The 16,913-nt window shown below is 43.8% G+C and carries 20 protein-coding genes; 3 read left to right on the top strand and 17 right to left on the bottom strand.

Annotated features, from left to right (window positions below):
- Window positions 1-39: 39 nt before the first annotated feature.
- The 6 genes from hrcA to gpr form a co-directional block, all read right to left on the bottom strand.
- Window positions 40-1,071, bottom strand: a complete 1,032-nt coding sequence (hrcA, locus tag M1D69_RS08065) for a heat-inducible transcriptional repressor HrcA (RefSeq protein WP_024122104.1) — start codon at window positions 1,069-1,071, stop codon at window positions 40-42.
- Window positions 1,072-1,151: 80 nt separating this feature from the next.
- A complete protein-coding gene (gene hemW / locus M1D69_RS08060) occupies window positions 1,152-2,291 on the bottom strand; it encodes a radical SAM family heme chaperone HemW (protein ID WP_458104063.1) in 1,140 nt (379 codons plus the stop codon).
- 55 nt (window positions 2,292-2,346) lie between these two features.
- Complete coding sequence (gene lepA, locus M1D69_RS08055; protein WP_044154493.1) at window positions 2,347-4,182, bottom strand: translation elongation factor 4; 1,836 nt, start codon at window positions 4,180-4,182, stop codon at window positions 2,347-2,349.
- 133 nt (window positions 4,183-4,315) lie between these two features.
- Window positions 4,316-4,654: a YqxA family protein gene (locus M1D69_RS08050; RefSeq protein ID WP_458104064.1), complete on the bottom strand. Its 339-nt coding sequence runs from the start codon at window positions 4,652-4,654 to the stop codon at window positions 4,316-4,318.
- Between the two features lie 16 nt (window positions 4,655-4,670).
- Window positions 4,671-5,876 (bottom strand): spore autolysin SpoIIP, encoded by a 1,206-nt coding sequence (gene spoIIP, locus M1D69_RS08045; RefSeq protein ID WP_044154491.1) that lies wholly within the window; start codon window positions 5,874-5,876, stop codon window positions 4,671-4,673.
- A gap of 62 nt (window positions 5,877-5,938) precedes the next feature.
- Window positions 5,939-7,045 carry a GPR endopeptidase gene (gpr, locus tag M1D69_RS08040; RefSeq protein ID WP_458104065.1) on the bottom strand — a complete coding sequence of 369 codons (1,107 nt, stop codon included), beginning with the start codon at window positions 7,043-7,045 and terminating at the stop codon, window positions 5,939-5,941.
- A 203-nt stretch (window positions 7,046-7,248) separates the two neighbouring features.
- Here gpr and rpsT point away from each other — a divergent pair, with 203 nt between their 5' ends.
- Window positions 7,249-7,515, top strand: a complete 267-nt coding sequence (gene rpsT / locus M1D69_RS08035; protein WP_458104066.1) for a 30S ribosomal protein S20 — start codon at window positions 7,249-7,251, stop codon at window positions 7,513-7,515.
- A gap of 14 nt (window positions 7,516-7,529) precedes the next feature.
- Here the strand turns inward: rpsT and holA are convergent, their stop codons facing one another.
- On the bottom strand, window positions 7,530-8,573 hold the full coding sequence (gene holA / locus M1D69_RS08030) for a DNA polymerase III subunit delta (protein ID WP_458104067.1): 1,044 nt from the start codon (window positions 8,571-8,573) through the stop codon (window positions 7,530-7,532).
- 39 nt (window positions 8,574-8,612) lie between these two features.
- Window positions 8,613-8,762 carry a hypothetical protein gene (locus tag M1D69_RS08025; RefSeq protein WP_003229985.1) on the bottom strand — a complete coding sequence of 50 codons (150 nt, stop codon included), beginning with the start codon at window positions 8,760-8,762 and terminating at the stop codon, window positions 8,613-8,615.
- A 40-nt stretch (window positions 8,763-8,802) separates the two neighbouring features.
- On the opposite strand from M1D69_RS08025, the gene M1D69_RS08020 reads away from it, so the two are divergent.
- Complete coding sequence (locus M1D69_RS08020; protein WP_010335005.1) at window positions 8,803-8,937, top strand: YqzM family protein; 135 nt, start codon at window positions 8,803-8,805, stop codon at window positions 8,935-8,937.
- Between the two features lie 38 nt (window positions 8,938-8,975).
- Here the strand turns inward: M1D69_RS08020 and M1D69_RS08015 are convergent, their stop codons facing one another.
- The 3 genes from M1D69_RS08015 to M1D69_RS08005 form a co-directional block, all read right to left on the bottom strand.
- Entirely contained in the window at window positions 8,976-11,306 is a 2,331-nt protein-coding gene (locus M1D69_RS08015; protein ID WP_458106181.1) for a DNA internalization-related competence protein ComEC/Rec2, read from the bottom strand.
- 3 nt (window positions 11,307-11,309) lie between these two features.
- Window positions 11,310-11,879, bottom strand: a complete 570-nt coding sequence (locus M1D69_RS08010) for a ComE operon protein 2 (RefSeq protein WP_458104068.1) — start codon at window positions 11,877-11,879, stop codon at window positions 11,310-11,312.
- 66 nt (window positions 11,880-11,945) lie between these two features.
- Entirely contained in the window at window positions 11,946-12,563 is a 618-nt protein-coding gene (locus M1D69_RS08005; RefSeq protein WP_458104069.1) for a helix-hairpin-helix domain-containing protein, read from the bottom strand.
- 83 nt (window positions 12,564-12,646) lie between these two features.
- On the opposite strand from M1D69_RS08005, the gene comER reads away from it, so the two are divergent.
- The gene (comER, locus tag M1D69_RS08000; RefSeq protein ID WP_458104070.1) at window positions 12,647-13,468 is read left to right on the top strand and encodes a late competence protein ComER; all 822 of its coding nucleotides are present in this window, start codon (window positions 12,647-12,649) and stop codon (window positions 13,466-13,468) included.
- A 64-nt stretch (window positions 13,469-13,532) separates the two neighbouring features.
- Here comER and M1D69_RS07995 read toward each other — a convergent pair whose 3' ends face one another.
- Genes M1D69_RS07995 through aroE form a run of 6 tightly spaced genes read right to left on the bottom strand, consistent with a single transcriptional unit; the run spans window position 13,533 to window position 16,903 of the window.
- On the bottom strand, window positions 13,533-14,276 hold the full coding sequence (locus tag M1D69_RS07995; protein ID WP_458104071.1) for a class I SAM-dependent DNA methyltransferase: 744 nt from the start codon (window positions 14,274-14,276) through the stop codon (window positions 13,533-13,535).
- A complete protein-coding gene (rsfS, locus tag M1D69_RS07990) occupies window positions 14,273-14,629 on the bottom strand; it encodes a ribosome silencing factor (protein WP_044154484.1) in 357 nt (118 codons plus the stop codon). Before rsfS ends, M1D69_RS07995 begins: the two co-directional genes overlap by 4 nt.
- Window positions 14,630-14,646: 17 nt before the next feature.
- Complete coding sequence (yqeK, locus tag M1D69_RS07985; RefSeq protein WP_458104072.1) at window positions 14,647-15,207, bottom strand: bis(5'-nucleosyl)-tetraphosphatase (symmetrical) YqeK; 561 nt, start codon at window positions 15,205-15,207, stop codon at window positions 14,647-14,649.
- Window positions 15,197-15,766, bottom strand: a complete 570-nt coding sequence (locus M1D69_RS07980) for a nicotinate-nucleotide adenylyltransferase (protein WP_019258940.1) — start codon at window positions 15,764-15,766, stop codon at window positions 15,197-15,199. The genes yqeK and M1D69_RS07980 overlap by 11 nt, the downstream gene beginning before the upstream one ends.
- A 10-nt stretch (window positions 15,767-15,776) precedes the next feature.
- A complete protein-coding gene (yhbY, locus tag M1D69_RS07975; protein WP_024122118.1) occupies window positions 15,777-16,067 on the bottom strand; it encodes a ribosome assembly RNA-binding protein YhbY in 291 nt (96 codons plus the stop codon).
- Complete coding sequence (gene aroE, locus M1D69_RS07970; RefSeq protein WP_263870673.1) at window positions 16,067-16,903, bottom strand: shikimate dehydrogenase; 837 nt, start codon at window positions 16,901-16,903, stop codon at window positions 16,067-16,069. The genes yhbY and aroE overlap by 1 nt, the downstream gene beginning before the upstream one ends.
- Between the last annotated feature and the right edge of the window lie 10 nt (window positions 16,904-16,913).

The raw sequence follows: 16,913 nt of genomic DNA, 5'->3' as shown, positions 1-16,913 counted from the left end.
GGGCGGTGATGCCCTTCGATAAAATTTGCCAAATTTCCCTTACTCATCATACAAACTTGTTAATGCTTTTGACAAGTCTGAAGTCACATGCTGAAGCAGACTGACGACCCGTGAATAATTCATACGGGTTGGTCCGATGATCGCAATTGAGCCTATTTGCTTCTTATCTACTGAATAAGAGGCTGTAATCAGGCTGCAGTTTTCCATTTCTTCATAGTCGTTTTCTTTTCCGATTTTAATCGAAATGCCTGTATCTGAAGATTGGACGAGCTTCAAGACGTCCTGCTCCTTTTCGATTAGAGAAAGCAGCGACCGCACTCTGCCGATATCATGGAACTCGGGCTGGTTCAGCATATTGATTTTCCCGCCGAAAAACAATTTTTCAACGTGACTTGTCGAATGAAATGTTGACCGCAGCGCTTCAAGTATGTTGTCGTAGTTCTTAATGTGCTGCCTTAAGTACATGACAACTTCTTTAAAAATGCGTTCATTCAATTCATCCATCGGAACACCGGTTAAACGGTCGTTCAGTATATTTACCAGCTTTTCAATATCAGACAGATCCATTTTGGTTGGAAAATTAATCGTTTTGTTTTCCACATGCCCCGTATTGGTAACGAGAATGGCTACCGCTTTATCGGGCTGAATCGGTATGATTTGAATCTGTTTAAGATAATTCTCGCTCAACTTCGGCCCGAGTACGATAGACGTATAATTCGTAAGATCGGACAAAATTTTTGCTGATTTTTGAACTGTCTTTTCCAGCTCGAATATTTTTTCTTTGAAGATCGAGTGGATTTGGTCTAGGTCGGTTTTTGTCAGTTTGACGGGCGACAGCAAATGATCAACATAATACCGGTACCCTTTTTCCGACGGAACACGCCCTGAGGAAGAGTGGGTTTTCTCAATAAAGCCCAGTTCCTCCAAGTCAGCCATCTCGTTTCTTATTGTTGCAGAGCTAAATGTGATTTCATCTTTTTTCGAAAGAGTTCTAGATCCGACCGGCTGCGCCGATTTAATAAAATCGTTGATTATGACCTGAAGGATCAGCAGCTGACGATTTGTTAACATCATCATCACCTCTGTTAGCACTCTCAACAAGCGAGTGCTAAATCTATAACAAAAGTATCAAACCACAAGAAAAATGTCAATTATAACTCACCCAAAAAAGCGCCAAAAACTTCATTACCCAATAATTTTCCCTGATGAGTCAAACAAACGGCAGATTCTGTGTTAAGAATCAGTCCCTTTTCAGAAAGCTCTTTTAAAACGCCGTGAAAAAGTTTATCAAGAGAACGACCGTATTTCTCTTCAAACCGTTTTTTGCTGACGCCGGATGTTTTTCTTAATCCTAAAAACATCTCTTCTTCAATTTGTTCTTCCATCGTCACTTCATGTGTATCCCGGTAAGGAAAACCTTTTTCAGCTATCAGGTCAATGTAATGTTTAACAGGTCCGACGTTTACCGTTCGAATTCCGCCGATATACCCGTGGGCTCCTGCTCCGAAACCGAAATATTCCTCGTTGCTCCAGTACGTCAGATTGTGTTTAGATTCCATGCCTTGTTTTGCAAAATTGCTGATTTCGTATTGATGAATACCGGCTGCCTCCATCCGGCTCATCACCGTTTCGTACATTTCGGCTTCCTGTTCCTGCGCCGGCAGATGAAGCCGCCCTTTTTGCATCAAATTATAAAATACCGTTTTCGGTTCTACAATGAGAGAGTAAACGGAATAATGCTCTGCGTTCAGGGATAAAGCAGTTTTTAAAGAATGATCCAGATGTTTAAGCGTTTGTCCGGGAAGACCGAACATCAAATCGAGACTGATATTTTCAAAACCAATTTCCCTTGCACGTTCAAAAGATGCAAATACGTCTTTTTGTTTATGCACCCGTCCGATTTTTTCTAGAAGGTCGTCTTCGAATGTTTGCACACCGAAGCTTAAACGATTAACGCCCGCTTCCTTGAGTATTTTCAGTTTTTCTGCCGATAGGTCGTCCGGGTTCGCCTCAACAGCGAATTCCTTTAAAGTGTCTGAAGGCTTCAGCACACGGCTGACCATGTCCATCAATTTTTTGAGCTGGTCCTCTGAGAGGGATGTCGGCGTGCCTCCTCCGATAAAAATCGTATCCAAATCAGGCTGCCCCGTTTTTTCTATCGTATTTATCATTTCCTTCTCGAGTGCGTTTAAATACTCGCCGACGGGCTGGCTTTGAATAAAATATTTATTGAAATCGCAGTAGTGGCAAATATGCTCACAAAATGGAATATGGATATAAGCTGATTTCAATGTATTCACCTTCTTTACAGAAAGAAGCCGCAGTACAGGACTGCGGCAGCTTCTATTATTTTTTCGGACTGTCGTCCATTTTCAGGACCGCCATAAATGCTTCTTGCGGCACTTCAACTGAGCCGACCTGCTTCATTCGGCGTTTTCCTTCTTTTTGTTTTTCAAGAAGCTTCCGTTTCCGCGAGATGTCTCCGCCGTAACATTTAGCCAATACGTTTTTACGCATCGCTTTAATGGTAGAGCGGGCCACGATTTTCTGGCCGATCGCCGCTTGAATCGGTACTTCAAAGTGCTGGCGCGGAATAAGCTCTTTCAGTTTTTCCACAATTACTTTTCCGCGTTCGTACGCGTAATCGCGATGCACGATAAATGAAAGGGCGTCGATTTTTTCTCCGTTCAGCATAATGTCCATCTTGACAAGTTTAGACGGTTTGTAGCCGATCAGTTCGTAATCAAAGGACGCGTAGCCTTTTGTGCTTGATTTCAGCTGATCAAAAAACTCATAGACGATTTCCGCTAATGGCATGTCATAGACAATGCTGACACGATTTGCGTCTAAATATTGCATGTCGATAAAATTGCCGCGTTTTCCTTGGCAAAGCTCCATCACCGCACCGACATAATCGTTCGGCACCATCATTGTCGCTTTTACATACGGCTCCTCGATTCTTTCGATCTTTTGTGGGTCAGGCATGTTGGACGGGTTGTCGACAACAACCTTTTCGCCGTCTGTCATATACACATCATAGATAACACTCGGTGCCGTTGTGATCAGGTCGATTTTAAACTCACGCTCAATCCGCTCCTGAATGATTTCCATGTGAAGCATACCTAAAAATCCGCAGCGGAAACCGAATCCGAGCGCTTGGGATGTCTCTGCTTCATATTGAAGCGATGAGTCATTCAGTTCAAGCTTCTCAAGAGCTTCCCTTAAATCGTTGTATTTGGCCGTATCGATCGGATACAAACCGCAATACACCATCGGGTTCAGCTTGCGATATCCAGGCAATGCTTCGGCAGCCTGATTGGCCGCGCTTGTTATCGTGTCACCGACGCGTGTGTCACCGACATTTTTGATCGCAGCAGTTAAAAAGCCGACATCGCCGACGGTCAGTTCATCTGTCGGAGTTGCTTTCGGCGTGAACACACCGACTTCTGTCACTTCAAACTCTTTGCCGGTTGCCATCATTTTGATTTTTTGCCCCGGCTTTACCGTTCCTTCAACGACTCTGATATAAGCCACGACACCGCGGTAAGCGTCATAAAGCGAGTCAAAGATCAGCGCTTTAAGCGGCGCCTCTGGATCTCCGGTCGGAGCAGGCACCTTTTCCACGATCTGCTCTAAAATCTCTTCAATCCCGATCCCGGCTTTTGCTGAAGCGAGCACGGCTTCCGATGCGTCAAGGCCGATGACATCCTCCACCTCTTGGCGAACACGTTCCGGCTCTGCGCTCGGCAGATCGATTTTGTTAATAACCGGAAGAATTTCAAGGTCATTATCAAGCGCCAAGTAAACGTTCGCAAGCGTCTGCGCTTCAATTCCTTGCGCCGCATCCACGACAAGTATCGCTCCCTCGCAGGCAGCAAGGCTTCGGGATACTTCATATGTGAAATCGACGTGTCCCGGTGTGTCAATCAGGTGGAAAATATATTCCTCTCCGTCTTTCGCTTTGTATTTAAGCTGAACAGAGTTTAATTTAATGGTGATGCCCCGTTCGCGTTCAAGATCCATAGAATCAAGCAATTGTTCTTTCATTTCTCGTTGAGTGATTGCCGACGTTTTTTCTAAAATACGATCCGCTAAGGTCGATTTTCCGTGGTCAATATGGGCGATGATGGAGAAATTCCGAATTCTCGACTGCCTCTCTAAACGCTTTTCTTTATCTGTCACAATCTATCACTCCTACTATTAAACGCAAAATACACTAGCTTAGATTATATCAATAGGATTGTAAAGATTCAATGTAAAACAAGAAAGAGAAAAGTTCCCCCTCATACTGGGGCTGCTTTTCTCTTTCAAGCACTTATTTTCTCATATCCCGTACCCATTCATACATCGATTGGGCTGTGTTGGTCACTGTGTCAGAAAGCGTTTTTCCGGCTTTAGAGAAAATGTTAAATGTTTCCACCTGTTCCAGCTCTTTTTGTTTCTCTTCTAAATCTTTCGAAGTTACTATTTCCCCTAAAACAGTCGCTTCTTTTTCATTATTTTCTCCGTCTGTGAGCGTAAACGCGCCTTTTAGTGAAGGATCATGATAGCCTTTCATGCTCAGCATGCCGTTATTCGCCTGCTGCATGCCGAACAGGACGCCTATAAACATCATCGCCACCAGAAGCAAGCATTTGCCAAGATATGCAATCAACTCGATCACCTATTTCTTATTGTTTTTTCGTCTCGCCGCTTTCAGCGTTAACCTTTTCAGCATCCCAGTACATTTCGCTGAATACGTCAGCGGTTGCGTCAGCCGCCCGCTGCAGCTCTTCGAGATTGTTATCCACTCCGCCGAATTCAAGCAAAAGCGCTCTGTCGTTTAAGTCTTGGTTGTAAACTCCGTTATCGCCTGGTGAGCCTTTAGAAAAGACCCCTGTGCTGAGTCCCGGGTATTTTTTCTCCATCAGCTTGTGAAGCTCACTTGCAATTTTGTAGTTTTCTTCGAAATTCTTGCTTTTTTTGCCGACCACAAACGCCACCCGGGCATAGCTTTTCCCTTTAATGGTTGCCGTCGTATTTTTCTTGCGCCTGGAGTCTCTATGGATGTCAATGATATATTGCAGATTTTTGTTTGACGCAAGGGCTTCCTGTACGACCGGCCTTGATTCATCGTAGGACCTGGCATAATTCAAACCTTTTTTGCTCAGTTTTGCCTGTATATCCGTTTTGTTAACTGTGGCTCCGATACCTTGAGATTGCAGCGCTTTTCCGAACATATCCCCCACGAGAGTGACGTTTGCTTTAGAATGACGCGCCATATCGGGGTCGGTTTCACCTTTTAATAGCGGGAGATAAGATTCCGTATTATGCGTGTGATAGATAAAGACAACCTTCTTATCGCCGGTTGTTTGTTTTGGCGGGTCTTTTTGCGTATTGTCTGTTTGCGTCTGCTGTTTTTCAATCTCCGCCAAATTCGCTTCTCTTTCTTCCTGCATCACCTTTGAAGGCGGCGGGGATTCCGACGGCATGTTTGTATAATCGGTGCCTTGTCCCGCTAAAAGAATTTCTGTGTCAAATTGTGCAAACCCAGGCAGCTCGCGTCCAAGAAAACTTCGCGGATCTTCGAGATTAATACTTGTCGCCAGCTTTAAAGAAAGACGTGATAGATGAAATGAGCTGTCGGTTTGAGAAAGGTCAGAAGCGAAATAATGGTTTTCCATCCGCAGCAAGTGTGCAAATACGTCACCCGGCAGTTCGTCGGCAATCCCGTAAAAAGAGTCAGACGAAGGCCTGAGTTCCGGCCGGAGAGACGTCAGCACACCAGATAAAACAAAAATCACTACTAGGCTTGCGATAAATAGAAAGATCGCCTTTATCGCTTTCCCGCCATTCACCGCAACAACAATTTGTCTGTTTCTGCGTTTATTTCTCATTGAATCCCTCCAGCGCTTGTCTAGTAATTACTCTATGAACAAGCTAGAGGAAGTAGAACTTTTTAGTGATTATAGGAGCCTTTGTTTTCTTGAGACACCTTTTCATGAAGCGCTGTATTTAATCCGTTTGCCAGCACATTTGCCATATCGTCAATAAATGAATCGACTTCCTTCGGCGTGACCATCAAATTATGGCCCAGAGGCGCCAGCACCTCATGAATGAGCTGCCGCTTTTCGTTTTCTTCAAGAGTCCCGACAATGCCGAGAAACGATTGACGCTGTTTTGGGTCGGGAAGATCCTCTTCAGTAAGCACTTTCTTTTTCCCAAACGTCATCCCCGCCGGAACAAGCGATCTCGACGGACTGTTATCTCTCATTTCTCTGCCAAAATGCTTTAATATGTAGTCAACCGTATCGCTGGCAATTGTTACCGCGTCAACGACCGTCGGTACACCGATTGCAATGACAGGTACGCCCAGGGTGTCCTTGCTCAAGTCTTTACGTTTATTTCCGACGCCTGACCCCGGGTGAATTCCTGTATCTGATATTTGAATGGTTGTGTTGACCCTTTCTACCGCACGCGCCGCAAGTGCATCTATGGCTATCACAAAATCAGGTTTTGACTGTTCGATTACTCCTTTAATAATGTCGCTTGTTTCGATGCCTGTAATTCCCATGACACCAGGAGCAAATGCGCTGACTGGCCTGTAGCCCTCCTGCACATTTTCAGGCTGGAGTTTAAATAAATGTCTTGTCACCAATAGATTTTCTACAGCCATCGGACCGAGCGCATCAGGTGTCACGTTCCAGTTGCCGAGGCCGACAATTAAACAGCTCGCATCCTTTGAGATCTTAAGGCTTTCCAGAAAGGCTGAGAACTCTTCCGCAAATACAGCAGAGACTTTCTCTTGCATTTCCGAGTCATTTTCTCTGATCCCTTGGGCCTCAATCGTTAAATAACGTCCTTCTTTTTTTCCTGAAAGCTCAGCGCCTTCCTTCGTGATATCAACAGTACGGATTTTTATTCCGCCATGATCGCGTTCTTTTTCGATAAAACCTTTTATCTCTTTTGCAGGCACAGCATGCTGATTAGCCATGGCTTCCTTCGTTTCAACCGCTAAATCCGTACGTACCAAATACTGATTTACATCCAGCTCACTCTTTTTCATACAGGGCCTCCTTCGATATTCAGTATCCATATTGTTTCCATTTATAAAATGAATCATGCTTAAAAGCCTTCCTTCAATGAAAAATACTTTACATTTATATTGCAATCTAAAGGTGTGTTTGATAGAATACAATTTGTTCTATTGTGAAGAAGATTTGACCTTAAGACACTGTGCTACAGGTTGTATCTTAGGAGGTGAAACACATGCCAAACATTAAATCAGCGATTAAACGTACAAAAACTAATAACGAACGCCGCGCTCATAACGCGACAATCAAATCTGCTATGCGTACTGCAATCAAACAAGTTGAAGCTTCTGTTGCAAACAACGAAGCTGACAAAGCGAAAACTGCTCTTACTGAAGCAGCTAAACGTATTGATAAAGCAGTGAAAACAGGTCTTGTACACAAAAATACCGCAGCTCGATACAAATCTAGACTTGCGAAACAAGTGAACGGACTTTCTGCATAAAACAAAAACGATCCTCATAATTGAGGATCGTTTTTTTCATTTCTTTTTAACAGCTGCAAGAGAAAAAGCTCTAGTAAAAGCTGCTTGTCCTTTTTTCCGGTTTTCATCTCATAGTCCATAACGGCAAGCTGTTCAATAATAGACCGGAGCTCGGCTTCTGAAAAAAGCCTTGCTTGATCCATCGCCAGCTTTACCCGGAATGGATGCACCTTTAAATTAGAGGCAATCTGTTTTTGGCCGTACCCTTGTTCCGCAAAATATTTCGTCTGCAGGATCAGCCGGAACTGGTTCGATATAAGAGCCATAATTTTGATCGGTTCTTCATTTTGTTTGAGCAAATCATAAAAAATTTGCAGACTCTCAGTTCGTTTCCGATTGACGATTTTATTAATCAGTTCAAAGATATTTTGTTCCAGGCTTCTCGCCACAAGCATTTTCACATCATCCAGCGTAATTTCTTCACGGTCTCCAATAAACGTGCAGAGTTTCTGAATCTCCTGAAAAAGAGATGAAAGATGCCCGTTTACAAGCAAAACCAAATGCTCTGCCGCCTCGGTGCCGATCGTTTTCTGCTCGGTTCTCGCCAGATTGATCGTAAAGTCTGTCGTTTCCTTCGCGTTTAATTCCTTTGCCTCCATCATGAACGCCTGTTTTTTTAGCGCTTTGGTCAGTTTTTTCCGCTCATCCAGTTTTTCATAAGGCGCAAGCAGAACAAAGACCGTATATGGTGCCGGTGATTGTATATACGATTCAAGCGCGCTGATGTTGTGCTCAACTTTTTCTTTTCTTTTCTCACCCGTTAAAAAATATGGATTTTTCACAATGACAAGGCGCCGCTCCCCCATAAACGGGAACGTTTCAGCGTCGGCAATCGCCTGATCCAGCGGGTCTTCTTCCAAATCAAAAACAGACAGGTTGAAATCTTTTGTCTCTTGGTCAATCACCGTCTGTCTGATCCTGCTGACGGTTTCTTGGAGCAGATACGTCTCTTTTCCGTATAAACAATAAACCGGATGGACATCTCCTTTTTTCAGGCTTTTCCACACATCAAATACCATTGTTGTACGACTTCCTCTCTTTCATCATCCCCTTCTATCCTAAATTGAGTTTGCAAAATAGTAAAGAGGAAGCCTGACAGCTGCTTCCCCATTTATATTAAACGCCTGTTCGCAAGCCCCCGGGACAGCTTGTAAAAAGGCGATAATCACCAGAACAGAAAACGTTACCTTAGCTTCTAGATTTTTCAAAACGATTCCATTATACTTAAGTCAGTCAGGGGGGATGAAATTGAATGATTTTGAAAAAAACGTTCAAAGCAAACGAAATGATGCTGTAGATTCAGCGGTTGGTTTTGTTGTGTCCTTCGGATTTTTCGCCTTATTGTTTGTCATGGCAACGGTTATTCACCTGGTTGGTTCATAACACGACTGCCCGGGCTGCTGATTTCTCGGCAGTCTTTTTTAATTCGTCTCTGTCATATCTGATGTATCATATGGAGGATAAACAGAAAAGGTTCCAGATCCGCTTTTGTACGTGTATTGGATCGTGCCGCTTTGATCCGTGCGCAGCACACGGATGGATCGGCTCTTTAACAATTGAAGAACCTCTTGATGCGGATGATGGTACCTATTGTTTTCACCCGCTGAGATGACCGCCGTTTTTGGCTGAAGCTGTTTGATGAATTCTTCACCGGTCGAGCCCTTGCTTCCATGATGCCCTACCTTTAACACATCCGCTTTTATATTCGGGAACACATTGATAACCTCCTGTTCCCCCTCTTTTTCCAGATCACCCGTCAGGAGCCAGCTGAGCCTGCCTGTTTTCATCCATAGAACGAGAGAAGAATTATTTTTACTTGCCGGATCAGGCGTTTCCGGTGACAGCACATGAAACTGCAAGTCCTTTATTTGCAATACATCACCCCGCTTCACCTCTTCAATTGCCACACCCTCCTGTCTGGCGATCCGCAGCACTTTCTCATCATGAGATTCAGAAACAAACCCCTTCGGAATGATGAGACGCTTCACTTTATGATGCTTCAGCAAAACCTCTGCCTCTCCGATATGATCTTGATCTGCGTGCGTCAGTATCAGCGCATCAAGCTGCTTAATGCCCTTTGCCGTTAAAAAAGGGATCAGCACCTTTTCCCCCAGTGAAAAAGGATGCTGTTTTTCCCGCCAAGGCTCTGACGAATAAGACAAAGTGCCTCCCGTATCAATTAAAACACGACCTTTCTGATACGGTGCACTGACAAACATACTGTCACCCTGTCCTATATCAATCATATCTACTTCTCCGTCGGAACTAACATAAGGGAAAACAAAGAGCAGGATAAGCGTTGCACAAAAAAGGCCTGTGGACACTGTCAGACGAAGAAATGAGGATTTCTCAATACTCATAAGCAATATGACGACAGTGAGCGTGAATAAGAGAAGAAGAGCAGGTGCAGGGCGAGAGATGATGATAGTGAATATTTCTATATCAGCGATCTTAGTGATCAGTCTGTTGGTCCAGGTCATCATTACATCAAACCAATAGAACAGAAATTGACCGATGGACGCTGAAAAAAATAATAGAATAACTCCTATAATAGCAGCCGGTAAAATACAGAATGTATAAAAAGGCACCAACACCATATTCATCGGAATGCTAATGATAGAAAACTGCTGAAAATGATACAGAAGAATGGGCAGTGAGCCTAGCTGGGCTATAACAGATACGATCGTCAGCTGTCCCAGACCCGTTTTGATATGCTGAAAAATAGATGATGAGAGAATTAAAGAAAAACTGACCGCAAATGAAAGCTGAAATCCAGCTTCAAAAAGGTAGTAGGGATTAAAAAGCAAGAGGACAATATACGAAAGACAGATTACCCCGGCAGAATTCACCAGCTGCTGAAAAAGGCTTCCCGCTAAGTAGATGCCCGACATCAGAGCGGCTCGGAGAACAGAAGGCGCTGCGCCTGTCAAAATAACATAGATCGGCAGAAAGAAAAGCAATAGGATTGACGCATTTTCTCTTGTTATGCCCAGACGGATCATTGCGTAAAATAGGCCTGCTGTCAAAATCCCGATATGGAGTCCTGAGATGGCTAATAGATGGACAACACCTAGACTTTGATAAGCATTAAGCACATCGTCATCCAAATAAGATCTTTCACCTACTGTAAGCGCCTGTACGATTCCTGCTGAATCTGGCGGAAGCTGTGTGTTCGTGAATGATACGATGTATTTTCTCAAACTGAGAAGCTTATACCGGACACCTGAAGGCTCGCTGCAATTTCCAATAGATGTGACAGAATAGCTCCAATGAATATGCTGCCGATAAAGATACTGTTGATAATCAAATGTTCCCGGCACTGTTGCTTGTTTTGGCTTCTCCAAAGCACCAGTCAATTCGCATGCCATGCCCGGCTCCAGATGTGACAGTTTGTCTTTTTCAGCTAATGACTGAATCCGATAAGAGGCAGCCCATTTTTCGCCATCGGGCGTCTTGATCAGCATAGACATCCGATCCCCGTCAATTTTAGGAATACTATGAATGACCGCCTTGAAGTGATAGCTGCCCTGCTGATACGAAGAAGTATTTTGAGAATCTGTGATCTTAAACAGGGCAAAATTGAGTACAAAAGAGAATAAACAAACAAAAATGAGTAGAGCGTGCCTTGTTTTGATTGACACAATAAGAAGAAAGAGGAAGAAGAGAAAGACAGCGGAGAAATAAGAGGCGGCAGCAATTCCAGCCGTTGCTGAAGCTGCCGCCAAAGGCAATAATAGACGCAAATTCCGCATCAATCACACATAACTCGTAAAAAGTTTATTAGCCTGTTCATGTATTTTCTTCAAATCTTCCTCTGCAAAACCGGCATCCGCTAATTTTTCTAAAAGCCCCGCTACAAATGAAAGCTTTTCTCTGTTTTTCAGATCAACGATCATTTCATCGAGTTCAACCTGTTCAACCGTAACGCCTGATTGCTCAAATAGCTCCTGGGCATACGGATGTGTTTTATAATCCTCAGCGTAATATACTGTTTTGATACCGGCTTGAATGATAGACTTACAGCATTGAATACACGGATAGTGCGTGACATATATCTCCGCTCCATCTGTCGGCACTCCAAATTTAGAGCATTGAAGTATCGCATTCATTTCCGCGTGAATCGTTCTCGCGCAATGATCGTCTATCATTAAGCATCCTTCATCCGCGCAATGTACGCCGCCTGCGATTGATCCGTTATAGCCTCCTGCGATCATGCGTTTATCTCTGACAATGGTAGCGCCGACAGACAATCTCGGGCAGGTGCTGCGCAGTGCCAGTAAATGGCTTTGAGCCATAAAATATTGGTTCCATGAAATTCGTTCCACGTTGTTCCCTCCAAATGTTGTGTTGCCTGTTCTTTAGTTTACCTATCATCATGCATGACCGTCAATTCACTTTACTGTAATGGAAGACTTTATTTTTTCAAAAGATTTTTCGCCAATTCCCGAAACCTTTGTGATATCTTCAATTGTTTGGAAACGCCCGTTCTCTTCCCGATACGCAATAATCGCTTCAGCTTTTGAAGGCCCTACTCCCGAAATGTTTTGTAAATCCTCTAATGTTGCTGTGTTGATATTGACGAAAGTCTCCTTCCCCGTACTGCTTTGTACAGCACCGCCGGCCGCTTGCTGCGCCGCCTCTTCTCCCTCACTCGGTATATACACCACTGTACCGTCCTGTAAAAGTTCCGCCAAATTCACTTGCGTTTCATCTGCTTTTTCACCAATGCCGCCTGCTTTCTCAATAGCCTGCGATACTCTGTCTCCCGTATGCATTTCATAAATGCCGGGATGCTTAACAGCGCCTTTTATATCAATTACAATATTTTCTTCCGCTTTGTCTTTTGCCGCTTCCTGCTTGACCTCCGCATTTTCCTTTTCACTAGATACAACTTGTTTTACAGGCTCTTTGTTATGTCCGCTGAAAAAAAAGAGGCAAAGAACTGCAATAAGAACAGCAGCAGAGCCCGCTGACATGATTATCGTTTTATGCTGATTCAACCAATTCAACTTGCATGCGCCCCGCTTTCGTCATATTTTGTTTCTTTATCACATATGGTTTAGAGGATAATAGCTCAAAGGAGGGGAAATCATTGAAGATTGGCTTTATCGGCACTGGAAATATGGGTACGATCCTTATAGAATCATTTATTGAATCACAAGCAGCCGATCCCTCAAACATCACAATCACAAACCGCACAATTGAAAAAGCGCTGAAGATAAAAAACCGCTACAACAGCTTAAATGTAACAGAGAGCCTTGAAAAGCTTGTTGCAGAAAATGAGATCATTTTCATCTGTGTAAAGCCGCTTGATATATATCCATTATTGTCAAGGGCAGTCCCTTATTTAACAAAGGATCACATTCTCATTTCAATTACAAGCCCGCTTCAGACTGATCAGCTGGAACAGTATGTGCCATGTCAAGTGGCACGAGTGATCCCGAGTATTACAAACCGGGCGCTTGCTGGCGTTTCTCTTGTCACCTTCGGTAAAAGCTGCGGTGAGGCAGCAAAAACAAAAATCAACGAGCTGATGAAGCACATTTCTAATCCGCTGCAAATTGAAAGTGACATCACAAGAGTAGCGTCAGATATCGTAAGCTGCGGACCCGCTTTTATGAGCTATCTGGTCCAGCGGTTTATAGACGCAGCCGTTACGGAAACGTCAGTGTCTAAACAGGACGCTATACTCATGTGTAAAGAAATGCTTGTCGGGCTGGGAAAACTGTTAGAAACCGAATTGTATACCCTTCCTGCTTTACAGGAAAAGGTTTGCGTAAAAGGCGGCGTGACAGGAGAAGGCATTAAAGCACTCGAAAGCGGTGTACAGGATATGTTTCATCGGGTGTTTCAAAATACGCATTTGAAGTACGAAGAGGATATTTCCTCGGTGAAGAAGCAGTTTCATGTGTAAACGAGTATGTCATAGCCGTTTGTTGTATGCAAAAGGGTAAAAAGGCATTTTAAAAACCATCGTCTTAGTAAACGATGGTTTTTGATTTCTGCGCTTTAAAGAACAGGCGTTCAGATTGTGGTGACGGCGCTGAATCGGTAAAATCAGCGGTAACCTTATGAAGCTGAAAGCCGCAGCTTGCCAGCATTTCTTCGTATTCATCCACTCGGAACGTTCTTTGCTCATGTGTTTCGTCGAAGCGGTCGTACGTCTCTCCGTTCCAAACAAAAAATGACATATCATGAATGGCGGAAAGCTCTTCATTTCCGGCAAAGCTTTGCCAAATATAGCTGATATCTTCGTCCTGATCAGCAAACGTGCTCCCAGGAAAAACCTCGGTTATTTTATACGGTGAATGAACATCAAACAGCAATATGCCGTCCGGCTTTAGCACCTGAAATACACTTTTAAAGGTATTCATTACGTCATTTTTCGTTTTTAAATAATTCAAGGAGTCACAGCAGATCACAACCGCGTCAAACTGGCCTTCAAATCCGGTAATCTCTCTCATGTCCTGCTGAAGAAAAAGAATCGGCTGTTTAGCTGGTGCTTTTTGCTGGGCATAAGAAAGCATTTCTTCACTGAGATCAATCCCGGTGACTTCAAAGCCTTTTTCGGCAAGCCGGATTGAAATTTCACCGGTGCCGCATGCCAAATCGAGAATACGGCCTTTTTCCGGTAGAGATGCTTCAATCCACTTTGTCCATTTGTCGTAAGGTGCGTGAGACATTAACTCGTCATACACGCTTGCAAAGCCTTGGTAAATCATTGGTTCAATCCAAGTTCCAGGTCTGCGAGCGGAGCGTCTCCCCACAGTTTTTCTAGGTTGTAATAGCTTCTTTCGTCCTTATGAAACACATGGGCAATGACATCCCCAAGGTCAACTAATACCCATCTTGCTTCATCGAAGCCTTCCATCTTTTTGACTTCAATGCCGTTTTCTTCAGCCTGGTCCTTGATTTCACGCGCAATGGCCTGCACTTGTTTGTCTGAATTACCGTGGCAGATCAGAAAATAATCCGCAACCAGAGAAATTCCTTCCATATCCAGTGCTAAAATATCCTCTGCCCGCTTATCGTCGCAAGCCGCAGCTGCAATCTTTAAAATGGACGTTTGATTCATTCACATATTCCTCCTGTTCATTTGCCAGACACAAGCCAGTTATAAGTTAAACATGTATCTGGGAAAACCTGTTGATTTTTTTTCATTAGAAAAATCATTGTATTTTTGATCGACTGAATCAACGCTTGATTCAAATTCGTTTCTGCAAGTTCACGAACCTCATCGACACCGGGAAATTTACGGCCTGGTTCAATATAATCAGCAACGTAAATGACTTTTTCCAAAAGCGTCATGCCCGGACGCCCAGAGGTATGGTATCTGATCGCGTCAAGAATATCTTCATCATGAATTCCCGCTTCTCTCTGGACTAGGTAAGCGCCGACCGGAGCATGCCACAGCTCAGGGTTGTGATCCAACAGATGCGCGGGCATTTTTTCTCTGGCTATAATATGTTTCATTTCTTCTTTCGGGCGGAATTTGGCGTAATCATGAAAGATAGCCGCCGTTTCCGCTTTTTTGGAGTCGGCGCCAAAGCGCTCCGCAAGTTCAATCGCCGTGTTCATTACGCCAATTGTATGGATATATCGATGCTCGGTCAATTGCTGCTTGACGCAGGCAAGTGCCTCCTCACGATTCATATAAACCATTCTCCTCTACATACTTCTTCACTTTATCAGGGATTAAGTAGTCAGTGGGCTTCTTGCTTTTAAACCGTTCCCTTATCATAGTCGATGATACCTCAAACTCCGGAACGTCTGCAAAGAGAAGCGGATAAGGGGTTTCAACATGAAAGCCGGGGCGCTTTACTCCAATAAATTGAATGAGGTTCAGCAGCTCGTCCAGCTTATACCATTTCGGCAAATATTCAATCATGTCAGCACCGATAATAAAGAACAGCTGATCATTCGGATAACGCTGCTTCAGTAAAGAAACGGTATCAAAGGTATATGACGGCCCTTCTCTTTCCATTTCAGCCAGCTCCAGCTTAAAGGACGGATTAGACTGAATCGCAAGCTTCAGCATCTCCACTCGGTGAAAGCTGTCCGTATAGTCTTCATCCTGTTTATGGGGCGGAATTTGATTAGGCATAAACCAAATTTCATCAAGCCCCGCCTGATACAGCACCTCATTCGCCATTAAGAGGTGTCCGTTATGCGGAGGATCAAACGTGCCTCCGAAAATTCCGATTTTCTTCATTTCAACCACCTTAAGGAAGCTCGATTTGTTTATTTTCCTTTGATTCCTTATATAAAACAATCGTATTGCCGATCGTCTGAACCAACTGTGCGCGGCTTCCTTTTACAAGAGCTTCCGCAACATCATTTTTATCGTCTTCGCAGTTTTGAAGAACGCTGATTTTAATCAGCTCTCTCGCTTCAAGCGCTTCAGAAATTTGTTTAATCATGTTGTCATTGACTCCGCCCTTTCCTACTTGAAAAATCGGGCTTAAATGGTGCGCTTTTGAACGCAAGAAACGTTTTTGTTTTCCTGTTAACATTATTTTCCTCCTAATTTCTCTACTACAATAGATCTCATTTTTTCAACATCAGGCTCATGTCCCGTCCACAAGCGGAAAGACAATGCCGCCTGCTCAACAAACATGCCGACTCCATCCAGTGTTTTCAGACCTTTTTGCTTCGCTTCTTTTAATAGTGAAGTCTGAATCGGATTATACACGATATCGCAAACAACCGCACTGCTTGCAGCACGCTGCAATGAAAGCGGAATATCTTCCACGTTTGGATACATGCCTACAGATGTTGTATGGATCATTACATCATACTGCTCAAGCCGTTCTTCTGCTTCTTTTATGCTTAACACTTCTACATTGCGGAACGAGGGAGCAGATTCTGCGAGCTGTTTGGCTTTTTCTATCGTTCGGTTGCAAATATCAAACTTTTCCGGATTGTCGCGGACGATCGTTGTAAAAATCGCTCTGGCTGCCCCGCCCGCGCCGATCATTAAGAAAGACAGCTCGGAGATTGGTTTGTCCAAAATTCTCATTAAAGATTTCACAAAGCCTTCTCCGTCTGTATTATATCCGACAAGCTTGTCTCCTTCTCTTCTGACAGTGTTAACGGCACCAAGCACTTTTGCGCTCTCATCAATATGATCGAGATGATCCATGATGGAAACCTTGTGCGGAACAGTCACATTGATGCCTTGTACACCAAGAGCTCTTATCCCTTTTACCGCATCTTCCAGACTATTCTCTTCCACCTTAAATGCATGGTAGTGTCCGTCCAAACCAAGATCCTTCAAAGCCGCGTTATGGATATCCGGCGACATGGAATGCGCAATCGGATTTCCGATAACCCCGTACAGCTTCTTCATACTCCTCTCC

The sequence above is a fragment of the Bacillus sp. PK3-037 genome, from assembly GCF_054161355.1.
The sequence above is the reverse complement of the archived record's forward strand: the minus strand, read 5'-3'. Positions and strand labels throughout refer to the sequence as shown.

Bases quoted from the DNA above. Each gene is read 5' to 3' on its own strand.
- yhbY (WP_024122118.1), bottom strand. From the start codon at position 16,067: ATGTTAACAGGAAAACAAAAACGTTTCTTGCGTTCAAAAGCGCACCAT.
- spoIIP (WP_044154491.1), bottom strand. From the start codon at position 5,876: ATGAGAAATAAACGCAGAAACAGACAAATTGTTGTTGCGGTGAATGGC.
- M1D69_RS07980 (WP_019258940.1), bottom strand. From the start codon at position 15,766: ATGAAGAAAATCGGAATTTTCGGAGGCACGTTTGATCCTCCGCATAAC.
- yqeK (WP_458104072.1), bottom strand. From the start codon at position 15,207: ATGAATCGTGAGGAGGCACTTGCCTGCGTCAAGCAGCAATTGACCGAG.
- M1D69_RS08015 (WP_458106181.1), bottom strand. From the start codon at position 11,306: ATGCGGAATTTGCGTCTATTATTGCCTTTGGCGGCAGCTTCAGCAACG.
- holA (WP_458104067.1), bottom strand. From the start codon at position 8,573: ATGGTATTTGATGTGTGGAAAAGCCTGAAAAAAGGAGATGTCCATCCG.
- gpr (WP_458104065.1), bottom strand. From the start codon at position 7,045: ATGAAAAAGAGTGAGCTGGATGTAAATCAGTATTTGGTACGTACGGAT.
- hrcA (WP_024122104.1), bottom strand. From the start codon at position 1,071: ATGTTAACAAATCGTCAGCTGCTGATCCTTCAGGTCATAATCAACGAT.
- M1D69_RS07995 (WP_458104071.1), bottom strand. From the start codon at position 14,276: ATGATTTACCAAGGCTTTGCAAGCGTGTATGACGAGTTAATGTCTCAC.
- rsfS (WP_044154484.1), bottom strand. From the start codon at position 14,629: ATGAATCAAACGTCCATTTTAAAGATTGCAGCTGCGGCTTGCGACGAT.
- aroE (WP_263870673.1), bottom strand. From the start codon at position 16,903: ATGAAGAAGCTGTACGGGGTTATCGGAAATCCGATTGCGCATTCCATG.
- rpsT (WP_458104066.1), top strand. From the start codon at position 7,249: ATGCCAAACATTAAATCAGCGATTAAACGTACAAAAACTAATAACGAA.